General features: G+C 49.6%; 13 protein-coding genes, 3 CRISPR repeat arrays and 1 riboswitch (1 of these 17 only partly in view). Of the genes, 3 read left to right on the top strand and 10 right to left on the bottom strand.

Features of this window, described 5'->3' with window-relative positions; all coding sequences use genetic code 11:
• Positions 1–1,518: direct repeats of the CRISPR family, unit length 28 nt; unit sequence TTTCTAAGCTGCCTGTGCGGCAGTGAAC; it reaches 372 nt to the left of the window's first position.
• Between the two features lie 146 nt (positions 1,519–1,664).
• The 8 genes from BUQ98_RS04110 to cas1f all read right to left on the bottom strand — a co-directional run bounded on the left by BUQ98_RS04110 (position 1,665) and on the right by cas1f (position 13,253).
• Complete coding sequence (locus BUQ98_RS04110; RefSeq protein ID WP_074212620.1) at positions 1,665–1,961, bottom strand: HipA N-terminal domain-containing protein; 297 nt, start codon at positions 1,959–1,961, stop codon at positions 1,665–1,667.
• The gene (locus tag BUQ98_RS04105) at positions 1,945–2,253 is read right to left on the bottom strand and encodes a helix-turn-helix domain-containing protein (RefSeq protein WP_074213576.1); all 309 of its coding nucleotides are present in this window, start codon (positions 2,251–2,253) and stop codon (positions 1,945–1,947) included. Before BUQ98_RS04105 ends, BUQ98_RS04110 begins: the two co-directional genes overlap by 17 nt.
• Before the next feature lie 175 nt (positions 2,254–2,428).
• Positions 2,429–4,436: direct repeats of the CRISPR family, unit length 28 nt; unit sequence TTTCTAAGCTGCCTGTGCGGCAGTGAAC.
• Between the two features lie 150 nt (positions 4,437–4,586).
• A complete protein-coding gene (cas6f, locus tag BUQ98_RS04100) occupies positions 4,587–5,234 on the bottom strand; it encodes a type I-F CRISPR-associated endoribonuclease Cas6/Csy4 (RefSeq protein WP_074212619.1) in 648 nt (215 codons plus the stop codon).
• A 9-nt stretch (positions 5,235–5,243) separates the two neighbouring features.
• Positions 5,244–6,227 carry a type I-F CRISPR-associated protein Csy3 gene (csy3, locus tag BUQ98_RS04095; protein WP_074212618.1) on the bottom strand — a complete coding sequence of 328 codons (984 nt, stop codon included), beginning with the start codon at positions 6,225–6,227 and terminating at the stop codon, positions 5,244–5,246.
• A gap of 16 nt (positions 6,228–6,243) precedes the next feature.
• Entirely contained in the window at positions 6,244–7,236 is a 993-nt protein-coding gene (gene csy2 / locus BUQ98_RS04090; protein ID WP_074212617.1) for a type I-F CRISPR-associated protein Csy2, read from the bottom strand.
• Positions 7,236–8,585 carry a type I-F CRISPR-associated protein Csy1 gene (gene csy1, locus BUQ98_RS04085; protein ID WP_074212616.1) on the bottom strand — a complete coding sequence of 450 codons (1,350 nt, stop codon included), beginning with the start codon at positions 8,583–8,585 and terminating at the stop codon, positions 7,236–7,238. Before csy1 ends, csy2 begins: the two co-directional genes overlap by 1 nt.
• Before the next feature lie 253 nt (positions 8,586–8,838).
• The gene (gene cas3f / locus BUQ98_RS04080; protein WP_074212615.1) at positions 8,839–12,285 is read right to left on the bottom strand and encodes a type I-F CRISPR-associated helicase Cas3f; all 3,447 of its coding nucleotides are present in this window, start codon (positions 12,283–12,285) and stop codon (positions 8,839–8,841) included.
• Complete coding sequence (gene cas1f / locus BUQ98_RS04075) at positions 12,282–13,253, bottom strand: type I-F CRISPR-associated endonuclease Cas1f (protein WP_074212614.1); 972 nt, start codon at positions 13,251–13,253, stop codon at positions 12,282–12,284. Before cas1f ends, cas3f begins: the two co-directional genes overlap by 4 nt.
• Positions 13,254–13,508: 255 nt before the next feature.
• On the opposite strand from cas1f, the gene BUQ98_RS04070 reads away from it, so the two are divergent.
• The 3 genes from BUQ98_RS04070 to BUQ98_RS04060 all read left to right on the top strand — a co-directional run bounded on the left by BUQ98_RS04070 (position 13,509) and on the right by BUQ98_RS04060 (position 15,950).
• Complete coding sequence (locus BUQ98_RS04070; protein ID WP_025675167.1) at positions 13,509–13,832, top strand: type II toxin-antitoxin system RelE/ParE family toxin; 324 nt, start codon at positions 13,509–13,511, stop codon at positions 13,830–13,832.
• Positions 13,825–14,109, top strand: coding sequence for a helix-turn-helix domain-containing protein (locus tag BUQ98_RS04065; protein ID WP_074212613.1), 285 nt, complete (start codon positions 13,825–13,827; stop codon positions 14,107–14,109). The genes BUQ98_RS04070 and BUQ98_RS04065 overlap by 8 nt, the downstream gene beginning before the upstream one ends.
• Before the next feature lie 112 nt (positions 14,110–14,221).
• Positions 14,222–15,450: direct repeats of the CRISPR family, unit length 28 nt; unit sequence TTTCTAAGCTGCCTGTGCGGCAGTGAAC.
• 218 nt (positions 15,451–15,668) lie between these two features.
• Entirely contained in the window at positions 15,669–15,950 is a 282-nt protein-coding gene (locus BUQ98_RS04060; RefSeq protein ID WP_074212612.1) for a TIGR03643 family protein, read from the top strand.
• A gap of 319 nt (positions 15,951–16,269) precedes the next feature.
• Here BUQ98_RS04060 and BUQ98_RS04055 read toward each other — a convergent pair whose 3' ends face one another.
• Both BUQ98_RS04055 and BUQ98_RS04050 read right to left on the bottom strand, forming a co-directional pair.
• Positions 16,270–17,433: an amidase family protein gene (locus tag BUQ98_RS04055; protein WP_074212611.1), complete on the bottom strand. Its 1,164-nt coding sequence runs from the start codon at positions 17,431–17,433 to the stop codon at positions 16,270–16,272.
• Positions 17,434–17,569: 136 nt separating this feature from the next.
• Entirely contained in the window at positions 17,570–18,736 is a 1,167-nt protein-coding gene (locus tag BUQ98_RS04050; RefSeq protein ID WP_074212610.1) for a J domain-containing protein, read from the bottom strand.
• Between the two features lie 345 nt (positions 18,737–19,081).
• Positions 19,082–19,175: riboswitch (glycine riboswitch) on the top strand.
• The last annotated feature ends 52 nt before the right edge of the window (positions 19,176–19,227 follow it).

The following is a 19,227-nucleotide window of genomic DNA, read 5'->3' as shown; positions in this document are numbered from 1 at the left end:
CTGTGCGGCAGTGAACAATACGGCCTCACGCAGTGGCGTCTGGCCGTCTTTCTAAGCTGCCTGTGCGGCAGTGAACCCGAAAGCGGCGGCGATGGCTATCAATCGCGTTTTCTAAGCTGCCTGTGCGGCAGTGAACCAGCACTGCGCGAACTCACCGACGAGAACGCATTTCTAAGCTGCCTGTGCGGCAGTGAACATGCAACTTCGATTCCAAACAGTAAACAGCAAATTTCTAAGCTGCCTGTGCGGCAGTGAACTGACGCTGGAAGCCTTGGCAATGCCGATTAATTTTCTAAGCTGCCTGTGCGGCAGTGAACACAACAAATACAACGAAGCGATTTTTAGCTAATTTCTAAGCTGCCTGTGCGGCAGTGAACTTGGCTCTAAAAATCCTGAGCTTCTTGTTTATTTTCTAAGCTGCCTGTGCGGCAGTGAACCACGATCGTGTCGCACACCCAGCCATCAACCATTTCTAAGCTGCCTGTGCGGCAGTGAACTTTCTGCATCTATGTGGCACTAATGGCATATCTTTCTAAGCTGCCTGTGCGGCAGTGAACATACCGGGGAGCGCCACCCCTTACGTGCTGACTTTCTAAGCTGCCTGTGCGGCAGTGAACAATTCAATGCGGCGGATCGGATCTCTTTGGCTTTTCTAAGCTGCCTGTGCGGCAGTGAACCCTTTCTTCACCACTTGACCAAATCCCACAGATTTCTAAGCTGCCTGTGCGGCAGTGAACCAATAAAAGTTCGCCCACATCCAACAGAGAAATTTCTAAGCTGCCTGTGCGGCAGTGAACATAACATCAGCGAATGGAATGAACAGACGTACTTTCTAAGCTGCCTATGCGGCAGTGAACATGTCTTTCGCCAGAGCAATCACTTCTTTTGTTTTCTAAGCTGCCTATGCGGCAGTGAACTGATTTGCGTCCAATCAGTATTTGCAGGAGATTTTCTAAGCTGCCTATGCGGCAGTGAACGCATTGCACCCCAGAAAAAAAAGAGTCACCAATTTCTAAGCTGCCTATGCGGCAGTGAACAGCGGCAGTTTGAGGATTTATCTGACGAAATATTTCTAAGCTGCCTATGCGGCAGTGAACATTGCGGCATTGCTGAGTATCAGCGATAGGCATTTCTAAGCTGCCTATGCGGCAGTGAACCGCTATACAAATCGCGGCCGCTGAGGCGCTTCTTTCTAAGCTGCCTATGCGGCAGTGAACTTACTAACAGTCGGGCTGTCTTTCCTTGTGTTTTTCTAAGCTGCCTATGCGGCAGTGAACAATCGCCTTGCTGTTCTTGGTGTTCTCCATTGTTTCTAAGCTGCCTATGCGGCAGTGAACGTTACTTCAACGTACTACCCGAAGAGCTGCCCGTTTCTAAGCTGCCTATGCGGCAGTGAACACACGAAATCAAAAACAATACCAGAGCCTGTTTTTCTAAGCTGCCTATGCGGCAGTGAACGAGGGTATCCCTAACGCCAAGCAAGACGGCGATTTCTAAGCTGCCTATGCGGCAGTGAACAATAGAATAACTTAATAATCGTCAGTGACAACAGGCTGTTAGGATAAAAATGGCCTTTTACCCTTGTTAAAAAGGGGATTCCGTAACTAGCTGTATTTATTGTTTATTTTTAAACAGCCAAAAAATAAGGGTAAGAAGGCGCCGATTTAGCGCCCGGTTTGGCTGGATAACGCCTTTGACACGACATCTCTTAATCCGCCTTCAGGGAGCAAGTTGGAGAGCACTGGCGGCAGTTTGTCCGTGCGAATTTGTGGTGTGCGTAAGTATTGCGGATCGCGACGTTGCCTCAACGAAAAGGTTAAACGCTCATGCTGAGAGGTGGCGATAAACGCTGGGTTGAACGTGAGAATATTCTTCCCACCCGCATAGTGGGTGACAATCGCTACGTCAACGCCATGCAGTTGAATGTTTAGTCCCTCAACCTTTTCACTGGTTTTGGTCATCGCTGTGCTCCGTCCCTAACCAAAAGTCGAGATCGTCGTTATCATCATCTTTATAACGATCGAGGTTTACCTGCTCATCGACCGTCTGAGACGTTTTGGGCGTAAGCGTTAATGTCAGGTCGAGCCCTTCGAGCACACGCAGCAAAGTCGATAGCCGGACATCACTCCCCGCCTCTACTCGCTGGTACTGCTGTTGTTTCATGCCAATACGCATGTACATGTCAGACTGCTCTAGTCCAAGTGACTTGCGACGCGCTTGCAATGCACGCGCGATATTTTTTAGTGACACCATCACACCCTCAAACAACTTTAATGTTGTACTACAACCTATATACAACATATTCATTGTTTAATAAGTCACAACATCAAGACTAGTATGGTGCATTTACATCGGTTGATATAAGCGCCAACAGTGACAGGTGCCCGTTGACAGTTTTTATATATCCAACACCGTACCGAGCTTGTGTCACCTAAGCTGCCTGTGCGGCAGTGAACAACATGCGAGATAAAGCGACCCGTGTTGGTGCTTTCTAAGCTGCCTGTGCGGCAGTGAACTAACATCGTGCGTATTACCGATGCCGTTGGTTTTTCTAAGCTGCCTGTGCGGCAGTGAACGTAAAGCGTTCCGGCGCGCGTTCCGGTGACGCTTTCTAAGCTGCCTGTGCGGCAGTGAACACGCGCACAGCGAGAAATATTGCCTTGAGTGCTTTCTAAGCTGCCTGTGCGGCAGTGAACCAGTTCGGCACGTTTAACTACTTCAAGAATCATTTCTAAGCTGCCTGTGCGGCAGTGAACGCCAAAGTTCAGCAACCGACACATCCGAGCAATTTCTAAGCTGCCTGTGCGGCAGTGAACCACCAATTACATATCAAGTGCCTATTCACTATTTTCTAAGCTGCCTGTGCGGCAGTGAACCCCCGCATCGCAAACGCGACGCCAAACGCTACTTTCTAAGCTGCCTGTGCGGCAGTGAACGCACAGATTGCTTGGAACGCGGCGCTGATCACTTTCTAAGCTGCCTGTGCGGCAGTGAACGGACCAGCATGTGGTTGCCGCTTTTCTTGCGCTTTCTAAGCTGCCTGTGCGGCAGTGAACTATTTTGGTTAGTTTTTATTCTGGCTTATTTATTTCTAAGCTGCCTGTGCGGCAGTGAACGGAACGCGCCGCCAAAATCAACATTTGATGCATTTCTAAGCTGCCTGTGCGGCAGTGAACATGTCAGACGAAATTGCAAGCCTTGGTTTTAATTTCTAAGCTGCCTGTGCGGCAGTGAACACGCAATGTGGATTTGCGGCGCAAAGCTCACATTTCTAAGCTGCCTGTGCGGCAGTGAACTTTGAAAAAGCGACACCGTGGGATGTGGCGGCTTTCTAAGCTGCCTGTGCGGCAGTGAACCTGGGAGTCGCGCACTATCACTGCGCACTGGATTTCTAAGCTGCCTGTGCGGCAGTGAACAAAAAAGCCCCGCATGGCGGGGCTGTGAGGCTTTTCTAAGCTGCCTGTGCGGCAGTGAACCAATTTTCCGGCGTGCCACGTCGCAATTATTTTTTCTAAGCTGCCTGTGCGGCAGTGAACATCCTGCTTTCATCCATTCTTTCCATGTTCATTTTCTAAGCTGCCTGTGCGGCAGTGAACGCGCAATGCTTGACCGAGTTAACTCTCTTGATTTTCTAAGCTGCCTGTGCGGCAGTGAACTGGTGTTGGTTTGGTCGTTGGCAAAGATGTTATTTCTAAGCTGCCTGTGCGGCAGTGAACCATTGGCACTGTCTGGCCCTATGCATACCGTATTTCTAAGCTGCCTGTGCGGCAGTGAACGAAACAGAGGGCGAAACAGGGGCGGAAATCATTTTCTAAGCTGCCTGTGCGGCAGTGAACACAACCGCCGCAATACCGATAGTGGTCATAGTTTTCTAAGCTGCCTGTGCGGCAGTGAACTTGTAAGTAGGCGGGATAACCAAGGCTTCGTTTTTCTAAGCTGCCTGTGCGGCAGTGAACGTATCAGTGGCATAACAGAACAACTGCGGAATTTTCTAAGCTGCCTGTGCGGCAGTGAACACTGGCGTCCGCGATGGCAACGCACAAAAAGTTTTCTAAGCTGCCTGTGCGGCAGTGAACGTGTACCAAGCGGCCAAAGCAGCGCGCGCCAATTTCTAAGCTGCCTGTGCGGCAGTGAACACCGATCACATGGGATCCAACTCTGCCAAACATTTCTAAGCTGCCTGTGCGGCAGTGAACTTCATCGCCGAACAAAGCGGCCTTGGTAATACTTTCTAAGCTGCCTGTGCGGCAGTGAACCTGTGATTGCTCCATGAGCTCACGCTGTTTAGTTTCTAAGCTGCCTGTGCGGCAGTGAACATTTAGGCGGTTCACTGGCAGGTGCGGCAGCATTTCTAAGCTGCCTGTGCGGCAGTGAACGAGTTGCTGTTTGTCCAAACAAAAAGCGTTAATTTCTAAGCTGCCTGTGCGGCAGTGAACTATAGAATAACGTAACAATCGTCAGTGACAACAGGCTGTTAGGATAAAAATCGTCTTTTACCCTTGTTAAAAAGCACCTGCTGTAACTGACTGTATTTTCTGTTTATTTTTTAAGAGCCAAAAAAGAAGGGGTAAAGAGGGGTTTCCCCCTCAAAAACACGGCACCGCACTTTGCTGGTCGGGCTCTCGTCTGCTTAACCCATAACAGGTGAATGGTTGGCCATTATTGGCCGGCTGTTTGGTGAGTTCCCGCTCGATATACAGGGCGAACTCGGTATTTGGCTGCCCCGCTCGTTTTTGGCTCGACAGGCTGGTCACTTGAATAAAAGGCAGTGACCAGCGTTTGTCGTCCGTTTTAATGTTTTCCAACAAACGACGCTTTACTTCCTCCTCATCGTAACCATTTTTGCTGGCAATCGCGGCCGCACGCCGATCGAGGTTTTTATACAGTCGCTGCGGCGATTTGTAGTTCCAGCGTTTAAAGTAGGCATAGCCTTTCACCCCGTCTGGCACCGGCTTAACGGCTTTGATATGCACGTAATCGGTCAGGCATGACAGCCAGCGCTGAATATTAAGCTGCTCAAATGCCGCCTCAGTTTGCGCAAACAGGCGCAACCGATGGCCGAGTGGAAAATCACCTTGGCGGTAATCCGGAAACCCCACCGCAATGGCCGATTGATTCGGTCCGATTTTGTTTTCCGCTAAGGCAATGTGCACTTGCTGAAACACCTTGTGCCAGAGAAAATCTGCCGAAATATCGGTGTCGGGCAACAAGGTGATATCAATGTAATACTGCATTGTGCCTCCTTACGCGCCAAACACGCCGCCGCGGATCAGCATCGCCATAATGTAATGCTGCTGCTCGAGCGTTGGGGTTTTGTCTTTTAACATCCATCCATCGAGCAAGTTGTAAAAGTCGTTCTTTTCTTTTGGCTGACGATACGCCGCTCCGCGGTTAGTTACTGAGCCATAAGGTTCAATGGCAATTGCGCCCACTTCATCATAGGCAGGATGCCAGGTGTCAATGGTGCGCAGCGCGTTGCCGATTTTTTGTGAGTGCATCGCGGCTTGGCCATCTAATTGATACAAGAACTTGCTTTTATCGCCTTTACCGCCACCCATTACCAGCTCTTGAGAGGGGTAGACCGCTTGCCCTTCGCCCAGTTGGCAGTAGGCTTCAACATGAATAAGTGCATGCGCTTCTGTCAGGCCATATTGGATCACCTCTGCTAGCGCAGTGATATCTGGGTGCGCATCAAAATCATGCAAGCTAAATTCGTAGCTATCAAAGCTAAATTGCTTCTCGCCTGCGGTGACCACCACCTTAACTTGCTCGGCACCGACACGGTTGCGCCACAAAAAACGCCCATTGGCAATGTTGTGCGCGTAACGTTGCGCCAGCTCTTTAAAACCGGTTTCTGATTGATAGTCACGCACTTTATCGGCCAGCGCTTGCTGATAGTCTGGATTGTTACAGGTTGACGGCACATGCAGCCCGCTGAGCACACGCAGTGAGAAAGCCACTTTGAGCGTATCGGCATCATGCGGTAGCGCTGCAATATCGACCGTTTGTAGGTTCGCTTTAGATACTTCCGCATCTAGCTTGGCGGGATCATTGGCGGTGGCCGCTTTTAAGCGGTTCGAAATCGTGCCTCGCACCGATTTCTCTCCCACTTGAATGGATTGCCAATCGCCTTTTTCCCAATTGCCGGCATACATTAGCGCATCGGAAGGTACCAGTTTCGCTTCAAAGGCAAGCACGGAAGGGGTAGTCAGTTTTTTATCAGCCATGATGAAATCTCCTTAATTACAAAAAGTCAGGGTCAAAGTCAGTGTTATCATCCGTTGTGGGAACAACGTCTGGTTCAATGGGTTCGTCATGTGTTGCTGCCACCACACGGGCAAGGTACCAAGGGTAATCACCGTGATAACGCCAGCATGCGTCGTCGATATCCTTAAGGCGGTGGACGCTGCGCCACTCACCTACGCTGTATGCCGCTTCCACAAAACTTACCGGCACCTCGGGATCGCGCACATTGGCGACCTCGCCTGCGGCATAACAAGGGGAAATCGCGCGGTAGCCCGTCATGATCGGCACCAAATATCCTGGCTTAGGTTTGGGCACGCGTTGCCATTGCGCCGGAATGGGTTGGTTCTCGTCGTCAGGTACGTGTTCATCATCAGCGACAGCGTGGTACGTCAACATGGCAAACTCACACCACGCATCAAATAAGCTGGCTTGCGCATTATGTTGCAATAGCTGTTGATGATATTGGGCGAGATAATCATGTCGGTCGCAAAGGACAAAGCCCGGCATGAGGCGGCGCAACGCTTTTTTCTGCATACTTGCATCTGCGAGCAGTTCAACCTCGCCAATGGTTAAGATTTGCCCACCCGCGAGCCGTCGCTGAGGCGCTAAATCTTTCACTTCCGCGATCAACTGTGCTGCCGTGGCTTTATCACCAGCAATCAGTCCCTCAACCTCAACCAGTAAAGAGACTTGCATGTTCATGCGTCCTTCTTCATTGATCGGCGCTGTTTCTCCTTTGGCGGTGACCGGATTGCGGGTTAAGGCAAAAACATAGTCGCCCCACCCTGTGGGCTGCCGCACATGAACATTGTTTTTATGGCTAACCACGGTCACGCCACCTAATCGCAACCCCAAGGCATCAGAGAGTTGACGTGATAGCGCATGGGCAAAGCCAAGAAAGTGCGTGATCGCCGGAAAACCATAAGTCAGCCCTGCGACCGCATTCGCGTTTTGCACCTCAATGTGCTTAAGCAATAAATACTGTGCCATTATCGGTTCTCCTCAAATTGAGGCGTGTCGCGCTCAAACGCTTTGAGTTGGGTTAGGAACACTTTGCGGATGTAATTGAACTCCGTATCACCAAGCAGGTAGTGTTGTTTGTCCTCAAGCTGGCGCAGTAACCAAGCGGCAAAATCAGAGGCGACAGTTTCCAGCCACGCTTGTGCGTCACGCTCTCGCTGAAATTGATCGTCGGGGTTGTGCACATCCAGCCAAATTGCATGTTCACGTTTTAGTCGGCATTCTTGATCATCAGTGCCTTGACTCCAACCGGCTGGAACTTGCTGCTGAACCCGCGCGGCATAGTCAAACACCAAGTCAGTGAGTGGCAGAATAAAGTCATGATCACGCCGATAACGGGTGGCAAAGTTACGATCCCGTTCGGTAAGGCTTGCCAGAAAGGCGCGAAAGTCGTGAAGCAAATGACTGGCTTGGTAGGCTAAACGGCGATTAAAGATGCTGGTTTGCTTGCTCGGATCCTCCGGCTGCTGCTGATAGCTTGGCGGGGCGGCATTGAGTAAAAAACCCTCGCCATGACGCTCACTATTAAGCTGTGACACGTTTTGCGGTTTAGAGCCGCCAAAGGTTTGTTTAACAGTACGCGGAAAGGCTTCTAACCGCTCTGGGTGATAATGCTGTTTGTTCTTTGCCTCACGAATCGCTTTTATTTTTTCACCAAACCGTGTCGCACGGACCTTAGTGTACAGCGTGTGCGCAAGGCTGGATGAATATAGCGGACACAGCAGGTGGTACTCACCTTCATTCACCGGAAAGTAGGTTTGCTTAATCAAATTATGAGCCGATAACACCTGATCGCCGAGTGCCAGTGAAAAGCCTGCACGCCACGCTTCTAACAAGGTGGCGTCATCAGTGAGTGGCTTAAGCACGTTGATATGGCCGGCTTGTAACTGAGAAATGAGTGACTCACCTTCCACAGTGATTTTTAAAAAACGCGCCACATCCAACGCAGCCGCATTGCCGACTGCATCAATGGCTTTATCGGTCAGCGAATAGCTGGTGAGGTAGTGAGATTCACTCTTATCGATCTCAGTCACCAGCATGCTGCTCGCTCTAGCATCACTGTGAACAAATTTTGGGCAATGCGTGGCGAGGCTGATTTGCTTGGCTCGCGTCGCAGCGTCTGTGACCCAGTGAACTGGCTCAAATTTCGCTTCGATCGGGGCAGCTTTTTCCGCATAATCGGCATTGGCGATCGCCTCTTGCTCTGGGCTGGCGGCGGCTTTTAAGGCCTTATCACGCGCCTTTTGCAAAGGCTCAAGCTTCGCCTGTTTGCGCTGTTCAATATATGCCAGCAGCGCATCGTATAGGCTGTGTTCCATAAGCGCTTCCTTTTATCCTTCAAGACAACAGTGTCTAGCTTACCGCCATAAGAAGAACACATCAACAACCTTATATTAGTTATCAAAATTAAAACCATGAATGGTGATCAAGGTCAGATTTGAGCTCGGGAACAAAAGTCCGTTATACTGCTAACTCTATCGCATCGATAGCTTAGAAATTATAATAGTTATCAAATAGTTACACTGCCGCATAGGCAGCTTCTTTCAGAGGGCAACTCTCGTTGCCCCCTTTTTATTCCCGATAAGCACCCAGTTGTGGATGCCAACACCAAGTGATGTTTTGGCCTTCCTGCTCAGCCGCAAGACGTATTTCGCCTAAGTTCCGGCTCGCTTTTTTAACCGGCCATCCCAGTTGGTCAGCAAAGTGCTGATAAACCGCTTCAGGATCAACGTCAAACCACCAATGGCAACCGGCTGCTAGCGATATCTCGACGGGTTTAAAGCGATATGAGTGATCGGCGTATTGGTAGGGATAACGTGAGGTATCTAACTGCTGCCAAGCCAGCGTGTCCTCGTCGTTATAGGCCAGCACAAAGCTTTCTTGGGGCTGGCTGTGACGAAACGGAGTGCGCCGGATCAGTTCGCCGCTCCAGCTAGCATATTTACCGGGGTAACGTAGTCCAGCGGCTTGACTGACAAGTGTTTCATTCCACCAAAGCTCGGCTTCCTTACCGGTTCGGAAAAAGTCAGAGTGATACTTTTCCCCGCCCGTGAGTTCTAGCGTAAAGCGCAACGCACGGTGCTCCTGCACGCCCCAGTGGCTCACCGGCTTGGCCGCTCTTTTTGCCGACGAATCAAATATAAAGGCAGATTTTTCCAGCTTGGGAATTTCCTGAATACGCGGCGTGGCGGAAATGGCAGTCAGCCCTTCATCAAGCGTGACCTTGTAACCTTTTTCAAGCGGGATAGAAGCGCTTTCAAAGCCTGGCTTACAATAAGCGGGATACCTGCCTTTTAACCCACGGACATTCTGAGCGAGCACATGAATATTGGCGCTTGTCGGCGCTTGCTGGCGGTGACGTTGTACCCGCCCTGCCAACTGAATTAAGGCACGCATTGAGCTCGGCTCAGCAATGGCCCAGTCGTAATCGTGATCTCGCCCAACTTCCACCACCGCAGTACCCACCACCACAAATATTAGATGTTTGGCATCACTGTTCGAAATGGCATCGCGAATCTCTGGCTGGTCGAAAATCGCCGCTTCATCATGGCGATTTAACGCCGCATCGAGACGACTTTCTCGATAAGAACGTAGTGCCAGCGGAAACTGGGAATGGTACGGACAAATAAAGAGCGCGTGATCCGGCTCCGGTGAGATTTGTACCAGCGTACGAGTCAGCGCGACCATGGGGTTAATATTGGCCATGCGCACCACACCTACCGACACTGTTTTGCCGGATGCATGAGTTTGATGATGTGCATGGTGCAACTGATGAATATGCGTATGGATAAGTTGCGCTAGCGGCCCAAAATCGAGGTTAGGTTCGCTGGGTGTTGGGGGAACAGCCAGAGAGGTAATCGCGGAGGTATCTAACGTCTTCCCTTTGCGCAGCACCTTTTGGGCGCCCTCTAATCGCTTAACACGTTTGGCGACAAATTCGCGGTGGTAAGTCACGTAATCGCTTTTACTCGTCACCGTCTGGATCTCGCTGGTAAACTCATCAAACCAGCCGCAAATCACAGGCGCATCGTCAGCCTCGCACGTCGAAGCGTTGTCGCCAAACTGGGCATGATTAAACTGCGCCCTGCCCGCACGATAGGCATCAAACAAGCTTTTTACTAACGAAGGCGGCAAAGTAGCCGATGACAGCAGCACCCGTGACCCTAACATGCCTGCCCAATTTACCAAGCGGCACAGCGCCGGTAAGTCTTCAAGACCAAAATCATCAGGCTCATCAAGCACTAAGTCGGTACTGAGCAAACGCAACATGGGCGCAATTTGATGGCCGCCGCGCAGGCTTTCAGTGGCGGGCATCAGATGATCAATCGTGCTCACCAATACCGGCGCACTGACCAATTTCTCCAGCTTAGGCTGACTACTTAGCCAGTGTTTCAACCGGCCATCGTATATTTGCCCTTCGTAGCTAATAAACAGTTGCTCGAGAAAATCTTCGGTAGACTCACTGCCGCCGGAAGACTGATGTGACGTATTTTGCGCCTCGTGTAAGCGTTGGATCGCTTGCGAGCCAACGAGGACGCCCAGCTCGTCATCGCCAAGTTTTAGCAAGTCGCGATACGCATCGCCGGTTTGCAAAGTAAGTGTTCTCAGCCCTAGCGCCACCGAGAAACGGCACCCCTGCCAAGGGTCCGATAACGCATACATAATGCGCGCATTGGCGATGGTTTTCCCGCAACCTGTCGACGCCATATTAATGCCGAAAAATCCCTGTGTTTCCGACTGAGTAGCTATAGTTTTGGTTTTCCGATAAGCGATATCTTGCCAGCGATACTTTTCTTGTTCGGCGCCTTGGCTAAAACGGCGGTGCTGAGCAATCGCCGGCATTGTCCATTTAAGTGAGGGTAAATTCTCTGCAAAGCGTCTCGCATTAATGGCCACACCGATGTTGTGCTCATCTAACTGTTGTTTAGGCGGCGCGTTTTTGCGTTTGCCTTGAGACTGGTCTGTGTTAGCAATCGGTGCGTAATGGCGATCGCGCCATTTGGGCTTGGATTTCTCCAGTGGCAGCGACGAGTAATAATGATCCGCCAGCATTAATGATAAACGTGCCATATGGCTGACAAACCGCTGTGATAACCAATTAATTTTTCCATGAGAGTGCCATGGATATTGGCGGGCACGCTGGGCCAATTGGCGCGCTTTTTGTTGCCAAGGCTGGCTTAAAAACGGCGTGCCATCGGGAAAACGCCAGTTATCGGCAAGTGCTTGCGGATCATATTTACCAAGGTTAAGCGCGTTGGGCGCATTCCAGTGACTACCAAAGCAACGGCGGAGCCATTGGTCGATTTGCGAGAGTTCAACTGGCGCCTTGTCGGCATCATAGTTCACGGGCAACCGATGATGCGAGACAATAAGCCAAGCCACGATACGTGCAAATGGCGATAAGTCATCAAAGACAGGTTGATAGCCGTCCGTTTCAGTAAACAGTCGCGCTAGTATCGCAGCTTCATGCTCGACGGCGGTTTCAGGCGTAAGCTCGCTAAGTTCATCAAGCCATTGCTGATCCGCCTTGCCTTTGACAAACGCCTCGAATAAACGCAACGACACCCACTCATGGCGATACGGTTCACCTTGGTGTGCCGTTTGGCCGCGAAGCTTTTGCTGAAACAACGCATTGGCTTTCCCAAAATCGTGAAACAACCCGGCCATGGCCGTTGCCAGCACAATCACCTCATTAAACTGCCAGCCCTGCTCCCATTCTTTGTGGCTAAGGTCCTGCTCAGTGCGATTAACCGGCACATTGCCTTCTAAGTTAAACTTGCGGCGATTACCCACAATCCACACGAGTTGGCTATGAGTTCGCGAACGAATCCAATGACAACTGACCGCGGTGCTGCGGCTGGCGGTTTTGCTCAGCATTTTTCGCACCGTATTTAAGCCATCTTCGGTGATCAGTGTTTGCCAGGTGTTATCACCAATTCGGTTGGCAAAGGCATCAAGCACGCGGCGGGTTTTCTTCAGTGCCTTTTTCTCGCACTGAGAAATAAAGGTCACCATCATCGTTGCGGCTCCGTCATCTCATCGTCGGTGTCATCTTGCAACGCAATGGCTTTGATGGTGTTGAACATAAAGTCCATCGCTTTGTGTTCAATAAAGGCTTGTAGAACTTGCTGGCGAAATTCTTGTTCGGTAGCGTTTTCTTTAGCGCATATAAACGCCCAAGGCAGCACGATGGCATCTTTGATTAAGTCCGCGGCATCAAACACCAGCGCGCCGCGACGGGTTTTGCCATGCATCACCGCAAATCCGTGCGGGATCCCAAGCACCCATAAACAACTCGCCGCCAAGCCATAGGCTAGGTAGTTGCCATGATTTAAAAAGCGATTGGCGAGATCGTCGGCCTCATGCTGGCGTTTAAAACCGTTTTTTTGAGTACGGTTCGCCGCGTGTTTGTAGAGCGCTTTGGTGAGCTGCGCTTCGGTAAGCAATAAATCCGCCGGCTTGCTGGCTTTGTCAGTTCGCTCCACAAAGGTGTCGAGTGCGCCGGCTAATTCGGCGACATCAAACCCTTCAAGCTTAAGTTCACGGCTCGCTTGCCAGACCTGCTTTAGATAACTCAAGCGCGCCAACTGAAAAGCTCGCGCAGCGTCCAATCGTTTTTGATCATCAAACCAAAATGACAACCACCCTTGCAGATATTCAGTGGGTCGATACTCGCTTTGCGGTGTAAACCATTCAACGTCGGTTGCCATATGCAGCGGTGTGCCTCCACCTCCGCAGAAGCCAACCAGCACGCCCGCTTGCGAGAGCATACGCATCGCCGCTTGGGTGATTGATGTGCCAGTCCCGAGCAACAACACCGTGGTATTGGCAATGGGGATATTAAAGTAAAGGTTTTCGCGTTTCGCCTCTACCAAGTACAACACACGCCCGTCTTTTTGCATCACACGGCAATGCTCGAGGTAGTACATATTGGCGCGTTTAGAATGAAGGATGGTTTTAAGATCCGAGGGCGAGAGATCGTCCATGGGTGTCCCTTTCGTGATTATCCCGAGTGACAAAGCAGATCACTCACAAACGCTAGAAAGGTAACAAAAATAGCAATGCATGCCCGTGAAACAAGGCACAGTTTAGGGTTTGAAGGAAGATCGCAATCTACTGTCTGTACGATTGTTATGCGAATCAGATAACACTAATCGCCCAAGATTACTCGAGATTACTCGGTATGATGAGTGTATTTTGACCTACAGAAACTTATCATATATGATAACAAGAAGTGAAAGATGAACTGGAACATTGTTTTTTACCAAGGCGTGGAGGAGAGCATTCTCAACATGCCTCCTAAGATTCAAGCGCGAATGCTCAAGCTGCTTGAACTAATAGAAAAACATGGCGCAAACTTGGGTCCTCCTCACACAGAATCAATAGGTAACGGCCTGTTTGAAATTCGCGCCAAAGCAAAAGAAGGAATTGGGCGAAGTCTATTCTGTTATTTAGACGGCCCCAACATCTATATCCTTCATGCATTTGTGAAAAAAAGCCAAAAGACACCAAAGAAAGACTTAGCATTGGCAACAGGGCGTATGAAAGAGGTGAAAAGTGAATAGCTTACAGGCATTAAAAGCGAAAGCATTGCAAAACCCAGACGTGAAACAAGCATACAATGAATTGACGCCTGAGTTTGAATTGATAGATATGTTGCTCAGTATGCGTAAGCAGGCCGGGCTAACTCAACAAGAGGTTGCAGAACGTATGGGGACGAAAGAAGGCAATATTTCTCGACTTGAAAAAGGGAAAAGTAATCCAACCCTTAAAACCCTGCTAGGCTATGCAAAAGCGTGTGGTTGCCAGCTTAACTTTGGCTACAAACATGCATCAAATTGACGTGTATGGTCATTGCTAGTCATACGCTTTTATTGACCTTGAACCGTCCCCTACTCCCTCGATGCCACGACCCACTAACAATGAACTGACATCAAAAAACAATTATTTTCAGTGTCTAAGCTGCCTGTGCGGCAGTGAACCGTAAGCCGCTTAGCGAGTGGGAAGAGGAGCATTTCTAAGCTGCCTGTGCGGCAGTGAACTCGAAATGGTTTATTAGATACATCACGCGATATTTCTAAGCTGCCTGTGCGGCAGTGAACGATCCACGGGCATTTCGTTTTGTTAGTTTGTGTTTCTAAGCTGCCTGTGCGGCAGTGAACCACCCGCATCAGAGCTAATCACCAACATACAATTTCTAAGCTGCCTGTGCGGCAGTGAACCTTGTGTGGGGGCTGGGCGATGGCAACAAACATTTCTAAGCTGCCTGTGCGGCAGTGAACCCGACGGCGGCTCTGATGGTGGTGATACTGACTTTCTAAGCTGCCTGTGCGGCAGTGAACGCATTGGATCCAATTCGACAACCCGCATAAGTTTTCTAAGCTGCCTGTGCGGCAGTGAACAGCAACGTAGAGCGCGAGTTTTACCTTACGCGGTTTCTAAGCTGCCTGTGCGGCAGTGAACTTTATGATCTTCCCAAACTTTAAGGTATTTCATTTCTAAGCTGCCTGTGCGGCAGTGAACGAAAGGCAGCTGGCCTGACATTAGAGCAGGTCTTTCTAAGCTGCCTGTGCGGCAGTGAACAAGACAAGCGGATAGCGATAATGGGTAAAAAATTTCTAAGCTGCCTGTGCGGCAGTGAACCAAACGGATGCGTTAGGCGCGTCATTTAAACATTTCTAAGCTGCCTGTGCGGCAGTGAACAACAGGCGCAATGGATTATGCGCCGCTTGAGTTTTCTAAGCTGCCTGTGCGGCAGTGAACCGGAAGCGAACCAAGGCATTACTGCTGCTGTTTTTCTAAGCTGCCTGTGCGGCAGTGAACATGATGTGATCCACATTGTGCCGGTCGTGGCGTTTCTAAGCTGCCTGTGCGGCAGTGAACTCTATGCGGCTGACGCCATGGCTGAGCTGACTTTTCTAAGCTGCCTGTGCGGCAGTGAACGATTCAATGTTGATCTGAGGTGCAAAATGCACTTTCTAAGCTGCCTGTGCGGCAGTGAACCAAATACCGTGCCAGAAAGCGATGTTTCTGACTTTCTAAGCTGCCTGTGCGGCAGTGAACTGTGTGATGGTGGTCACATTAATGATTTTCACTTTCTAAGCTGCCTGTGCGGCAGTGAACGACACGCTGATCAAATCACCGTATCCAAGCAATTTCTAAGCTGCCTGTGCGGCAGTGAACAATAGAATAACGTAACAATCGCCAGTGACAACAGGCCGTTAGGATAAAAATGGTCTTTTACCCTTGTTAAAAAGGGCCTTTCATAAATGACTGTATCTATTGGTTATTTTTACAAGACAAAAAATAAGGGTCATAACGGGTTAAGGCATCCACTCTTATTTATTGATCCGCGTGATTCGACTTATACGTACATATCGCTCTAATACAAGGAGGAGCGTATGCAACTGACTGAGCCGGGTGACTTAGACCGGATCATTGAAATGGCGTGGGAAGATAGGACCCCGTTTGAGGCGATTGAAACACTTTATGGCCTACGCCAAGACGATGTGATTGCGTTAATGCGGCGTGAATTAAAACCACGTAGTTTTAAGGTGTGGCGGGCACGGACTCGCGGACGAAAAACCAAGCATCAATCTTTGCGTTTAAGAGGTGTGATGCGCAGTCACTGTAAGACCCAATACAAGATAAAATCCTCTAAAAAAGACCAAAAATGGCGATAAATCTCTTTGTCACGATAGGTGATCATGCGTTAATTGCACGTCTACGAGACGTTACAGGAACGTGACAGCTAATTTGTCACTTTCTTATAACACGGAGCTTATGTGCCAAACGTATTGGAAGTTTAAATATATACCTTTTATTTCATAAACTTAAAGAGTTAAACACCGACTAATCCAACCGGTTATCCACAGTTTCTGTTGATAGTAAACGCACGACGAAATACTTATTTTTCTCTTTATTTTCAAACAAATAAATACTAAAAAAGGTTTTTTATAGAAATTTCTTGACGATTGTGGGGATAAGGGTGCAATCCTTCCCTTAGTCTAACCAACGACGTGCTACTTCCATTAGTAACTTGTCTTTATTTGGGTGTGCTAGCAGAGTGATCCCATACGGAGTGTCCTTATGCGTAAATAAGGGCACCGTTAATTGCGGCAAACCACACACATCAGCGAGAGCCATAAGACGACGTTGGGACAAATTAAACGACTCACTGACCGAATGCTCAACATTTCGGGGTAAAATTGCACCAGGAGTGGAAGGCATGATCAACACTTTATCACTCGGCCACATGCCACATAGGGTATCTCGTAACTGTTTACGGGTTTTCTTCGCTTGGTAGTGATCTTTGTAGTCGACCTTTTTTAGACGGTCTAGGTAGGCCTGTGTTGAGGTTGGTAAATCGATCTGAGTGTCCGCTAACCATGATTGATACATCAGCAAAAACTCTTGGCTAGCAATGGAAACTTGGGCTTTCTCTACCCGAGAGAGCACAAGTTTGTTCATTGCCAAGGTGGTTTCTTGCGGTAAAGGTAAATGCTCTAGATGTTGATAAACATGATTCATCGCTTCATCCGAGTAGAATAAAGCAAAAATAGGCTCTGCAATCACAACGCCTTGGATGTTGGTTACGGCGGTTGATGGTCGTGCAACCATCTCTTGGAACTGACTCAAAGGGCCGAGGCTCGCGCTACATACCCCGACGTTGTCAAATGTTTCCGTCATTGCGATGAACCCATTGGTATCAACTAACCCCGGCGTTGGACGATAGCCAAACAACCCACAGTGCGCGGCTGGGATCCTCACGCCGCCAAAAGCATCGTTGCCTAATCCCATATCGGCAAGTTTTTTAGCGACCGCCACCGCAACACCTGCGTTGGCTCCCCCTACTCGGTATTGACGATAGTTGGGATTGCGAAGTTCAGCATAAAACGGATTAAACCCGGTGATACTAAAGCCAAGCGGATCAACTTGCATTTGACCAAGCAAACTTGCGCCTTGTGCCATTATGGTTTTCACCACAGCCGCGTCTTGGCTGGCGGCGGACCGTGCTTCTGACCAAGCGGGGATGCCTATCCCAGACACGCACTCCTCTAACGATATAGTATGTGATACCGCCAGCTTATGGCGACGAAACACACCATTGGTGCTGTCTTGGCGAGGCGGATCGTATCGGTACGCAAACATGGCTTGATCAAGCATTGCACTAACCTCAAAAAGCTGAATTTATTGCTTAATGTTCAGTGTAATACATGCTGGCTCAACAAGGGGTTTATTCATTTCCTACTGTCACGAGGCTGACGCTTTGAAGCTACCAATACTATCAATTCACCGCATACTATAAATTCACCGCGGTTAACCCGGGAGTTTGTCGGCATGATTGCTCGAATGCTGTCAATTGAGGGGCCAACTCAGCACTGACAAAGGTGTCATCGAATATTTGTACTTTGCGAGCGAGTTGCCAGCTATCGATAGAGGCACCTTGACCATAGGGAATCGCATAAACATGGAAATGTTGGCGCTGTGCAACATAATCTAAGTTAGGTGGTACGCGTAATGGTTGGTAGCCGCGATTAAGGTAGACATAGAAATCACCCATGCAGTTAACGACAACATACGAGCCTTGTTCACTGCGTAGCGCAAGATAAGGCTGTGCAGTCTCTGCATATTGGTCGATATGCCACTGATTTGCCGTGGGTGTCAGTTGGATCATAGGCGCGGCGGGTATAGCCGGTGGCGGCTCGGATTTGGGTTGTATTGCCGTCAAGGCAGTGGCTGGCTCAGCTGCCGGCGGATCCGGGTCAATAATTCTCACTCGCTGCGTCGTGTCAGGTTGTTCCTGACCCAAAAGACGATCTATCCAGTGTTGCCACGATCCGATAGGCAGCATCGCGACTGCCGCAATAAGCCATGATGCAAGTACCCAGCGCCAAGACAACCCAGGTTTCGCGGGCTTTAGTGTCACAGGGGTGGCTTTATGGGTAAGCTCTGTCTCTAACTGCTCGACTCGAGTGAGCGCCTCTTTCAGCTCACGATTGAGCTGAATCGCATCTTTCTTACGCTGCTCGTGCTCACGCTTCAGGCTTTGGTGCTGACCTTCCAACGATTGATGTTGACGCTCTAACTTCTGGCAGTGCTCTCGCCACTGGCGGTTATCAAATTCAAGTTTGGCGATTTTTGCCGTCAGGTGCGCGGGTATCTGTTGGCTTGACTGACGAGACTTAAGCATGCGGTTTTCTTGTTGTAAGGCAGCCAGCTCTTTTTGTAGACGTGCGATTTGGCTGCGCAGTGCCGCCTGGCTTCCTTCACGTTGCGATTGACCCAACGCACTGGTATCGCCTTTTCCAGCTTTAATGGCTTGATAAGCTTCACTGACCAATTGCATCAACCCCGTGCTCCCGCCTTTATCTGGGTGCACGCGACTAGAAAGTCGCTTATAGCGCTGTTTAATTTGCTCGGCACTCTCGCCGACATTCACGCCTAAAAGTTCATTCCACGTGATCATGTTACCGCTCGTTATTTTATTACTTGCTCGTCCAGATTAGCTAATTTATCGGCCGATGTCTGAATAAATTGAGTGGCAGACCGATGAGTTTAACGCAATGCATCCGTGTGTTGCCGTGTCTCTTCCGTTTTCCCTAGCCAGCAAAACACACTAAAAACCGGTATTTTTTAGCGTTTAGAAAGAACAATCCCCTGTTCGCTTAATTTTGCATTGCATTCATAATTCTGTGATCTATCATACTTTCCGTCATCACGACATTCCGATGAAGACAGCAGGAGAGAGGTGGCTAATGCCATCCGCCGAAGAAGTAAATCTTTCAGGCACTTAATTGTATGGACTGCTGTTGGAGGAGACTCTGGAGAGACCCGTTGACTCGGGCGCCGAAGGAGCAAGCTTGTTTTCAAGTGAAACTCTCAGGCAAAAGGACAGAGGAGATACCCACCCCAATATGTAGCACTTTTGTTAATATTAGTGTGGTCTATCTTCTCCTT

The sequence above is a fragment of the Salinivibrio sp. ES.052 genome (assembly GCF_900141775.1).
Taxonomy (GTDB): domain Bacteria; phylum Pseudomonadota; class Gammaproteobacteria; order Enterobacterales; family Vibrionaceae; genus Salinivibrio.
Note: the sequence above shows the minus strand (reverse complement) of the source record. Positions and strands in the feature narration are given on the sequence as shown.

Excerpts from the sequence above, each read along its gene's own strand:
- BUQ98_RS04050 (WP_074212610.1), bottom strand. The coding sequence starts at position 18,736 with ATGATCACGTGGAATGAACTTTTAGGCGTGAATGTCGGCGAGAGTGCC.
- BUQ98_RS04110 (WP_074212620.1), bottom strand. The coding sequence starts at position 1,961 with ATGACCAAAACCAGTGAAAAGGTTGAGGGACTAAACATTCAACTGCAT.
- cas3f (WP_074212615.1), bottom strand. The coding sequence starts at position 12,285 with ATGATGGTGACCTTTATTTCTCAGTGCGAGAAAAAGGCACTGAAGAAA.
- BUQ98_RS04055 (WP_074212611.1), bottom strand. The coding sequence starts at position 17,433 with ATGCTTGATCAAGCCATGTTTGCGTACCGATACGATCCGCCTCGCCAA.
- BUQ98_RS04060 (WP_074212612.1), top strand. The coding sequence starts at position 15,669 with ATGCAACTGACTGAGCCGGGTGACTTAGACCGGATCATTGAAATGGCG.
- cas6f (WP_074212619.1), bottom strand. The coding sequence starts at position 5,234 with ATGCAGTATTACATTGATATCACCTTGTTGCCCGACACCGATATTTCG.
- BUQ98_RS04070 (WP_025675167.1), top strand. The coding sequence starts at position 13,509 with ATGAACTGGAACATTGTTTTTTACCAAGGCGTGGAGGAGAGCATTCTC.
- cas1f (WP_074212614.1), bottom strand. The coding sequence starts at position 13,253 with ATGGACGATCTCTCGCCCTCGGATCTTAAAACCATCCTTCATTCTAAA.
- csy2 (WP_074212617.1), bottom strand. The coding sequence starts at position 7,236 with ATGGCACAGTATTTATTGCTTAAGCACATTGAGGTGCAAAACGCGAAT.
- csy3 (WP_074212618.1), bottom strand. The coding sequence starts at position 6,227 with ATGGCTGATAAAAAACTGACTACCCCTTCCGTGCTTGCCTTTGAAGCG.
- csy1 (WP_074212616.1), bottom strand. The coding sequence starts at position 8,585 with ATGGAACACAGCCTATACGATGCGCTGCTGGCATATATTGAACAGCGC.
- BUQ98_RS04105 (WP_074213576.1), bottom strand. The coding sequence starts at position 2,253 with ATGGTGTCACTAAAAAATATCGCGCGTGCATTGCAAGCGCGTCGCAAG.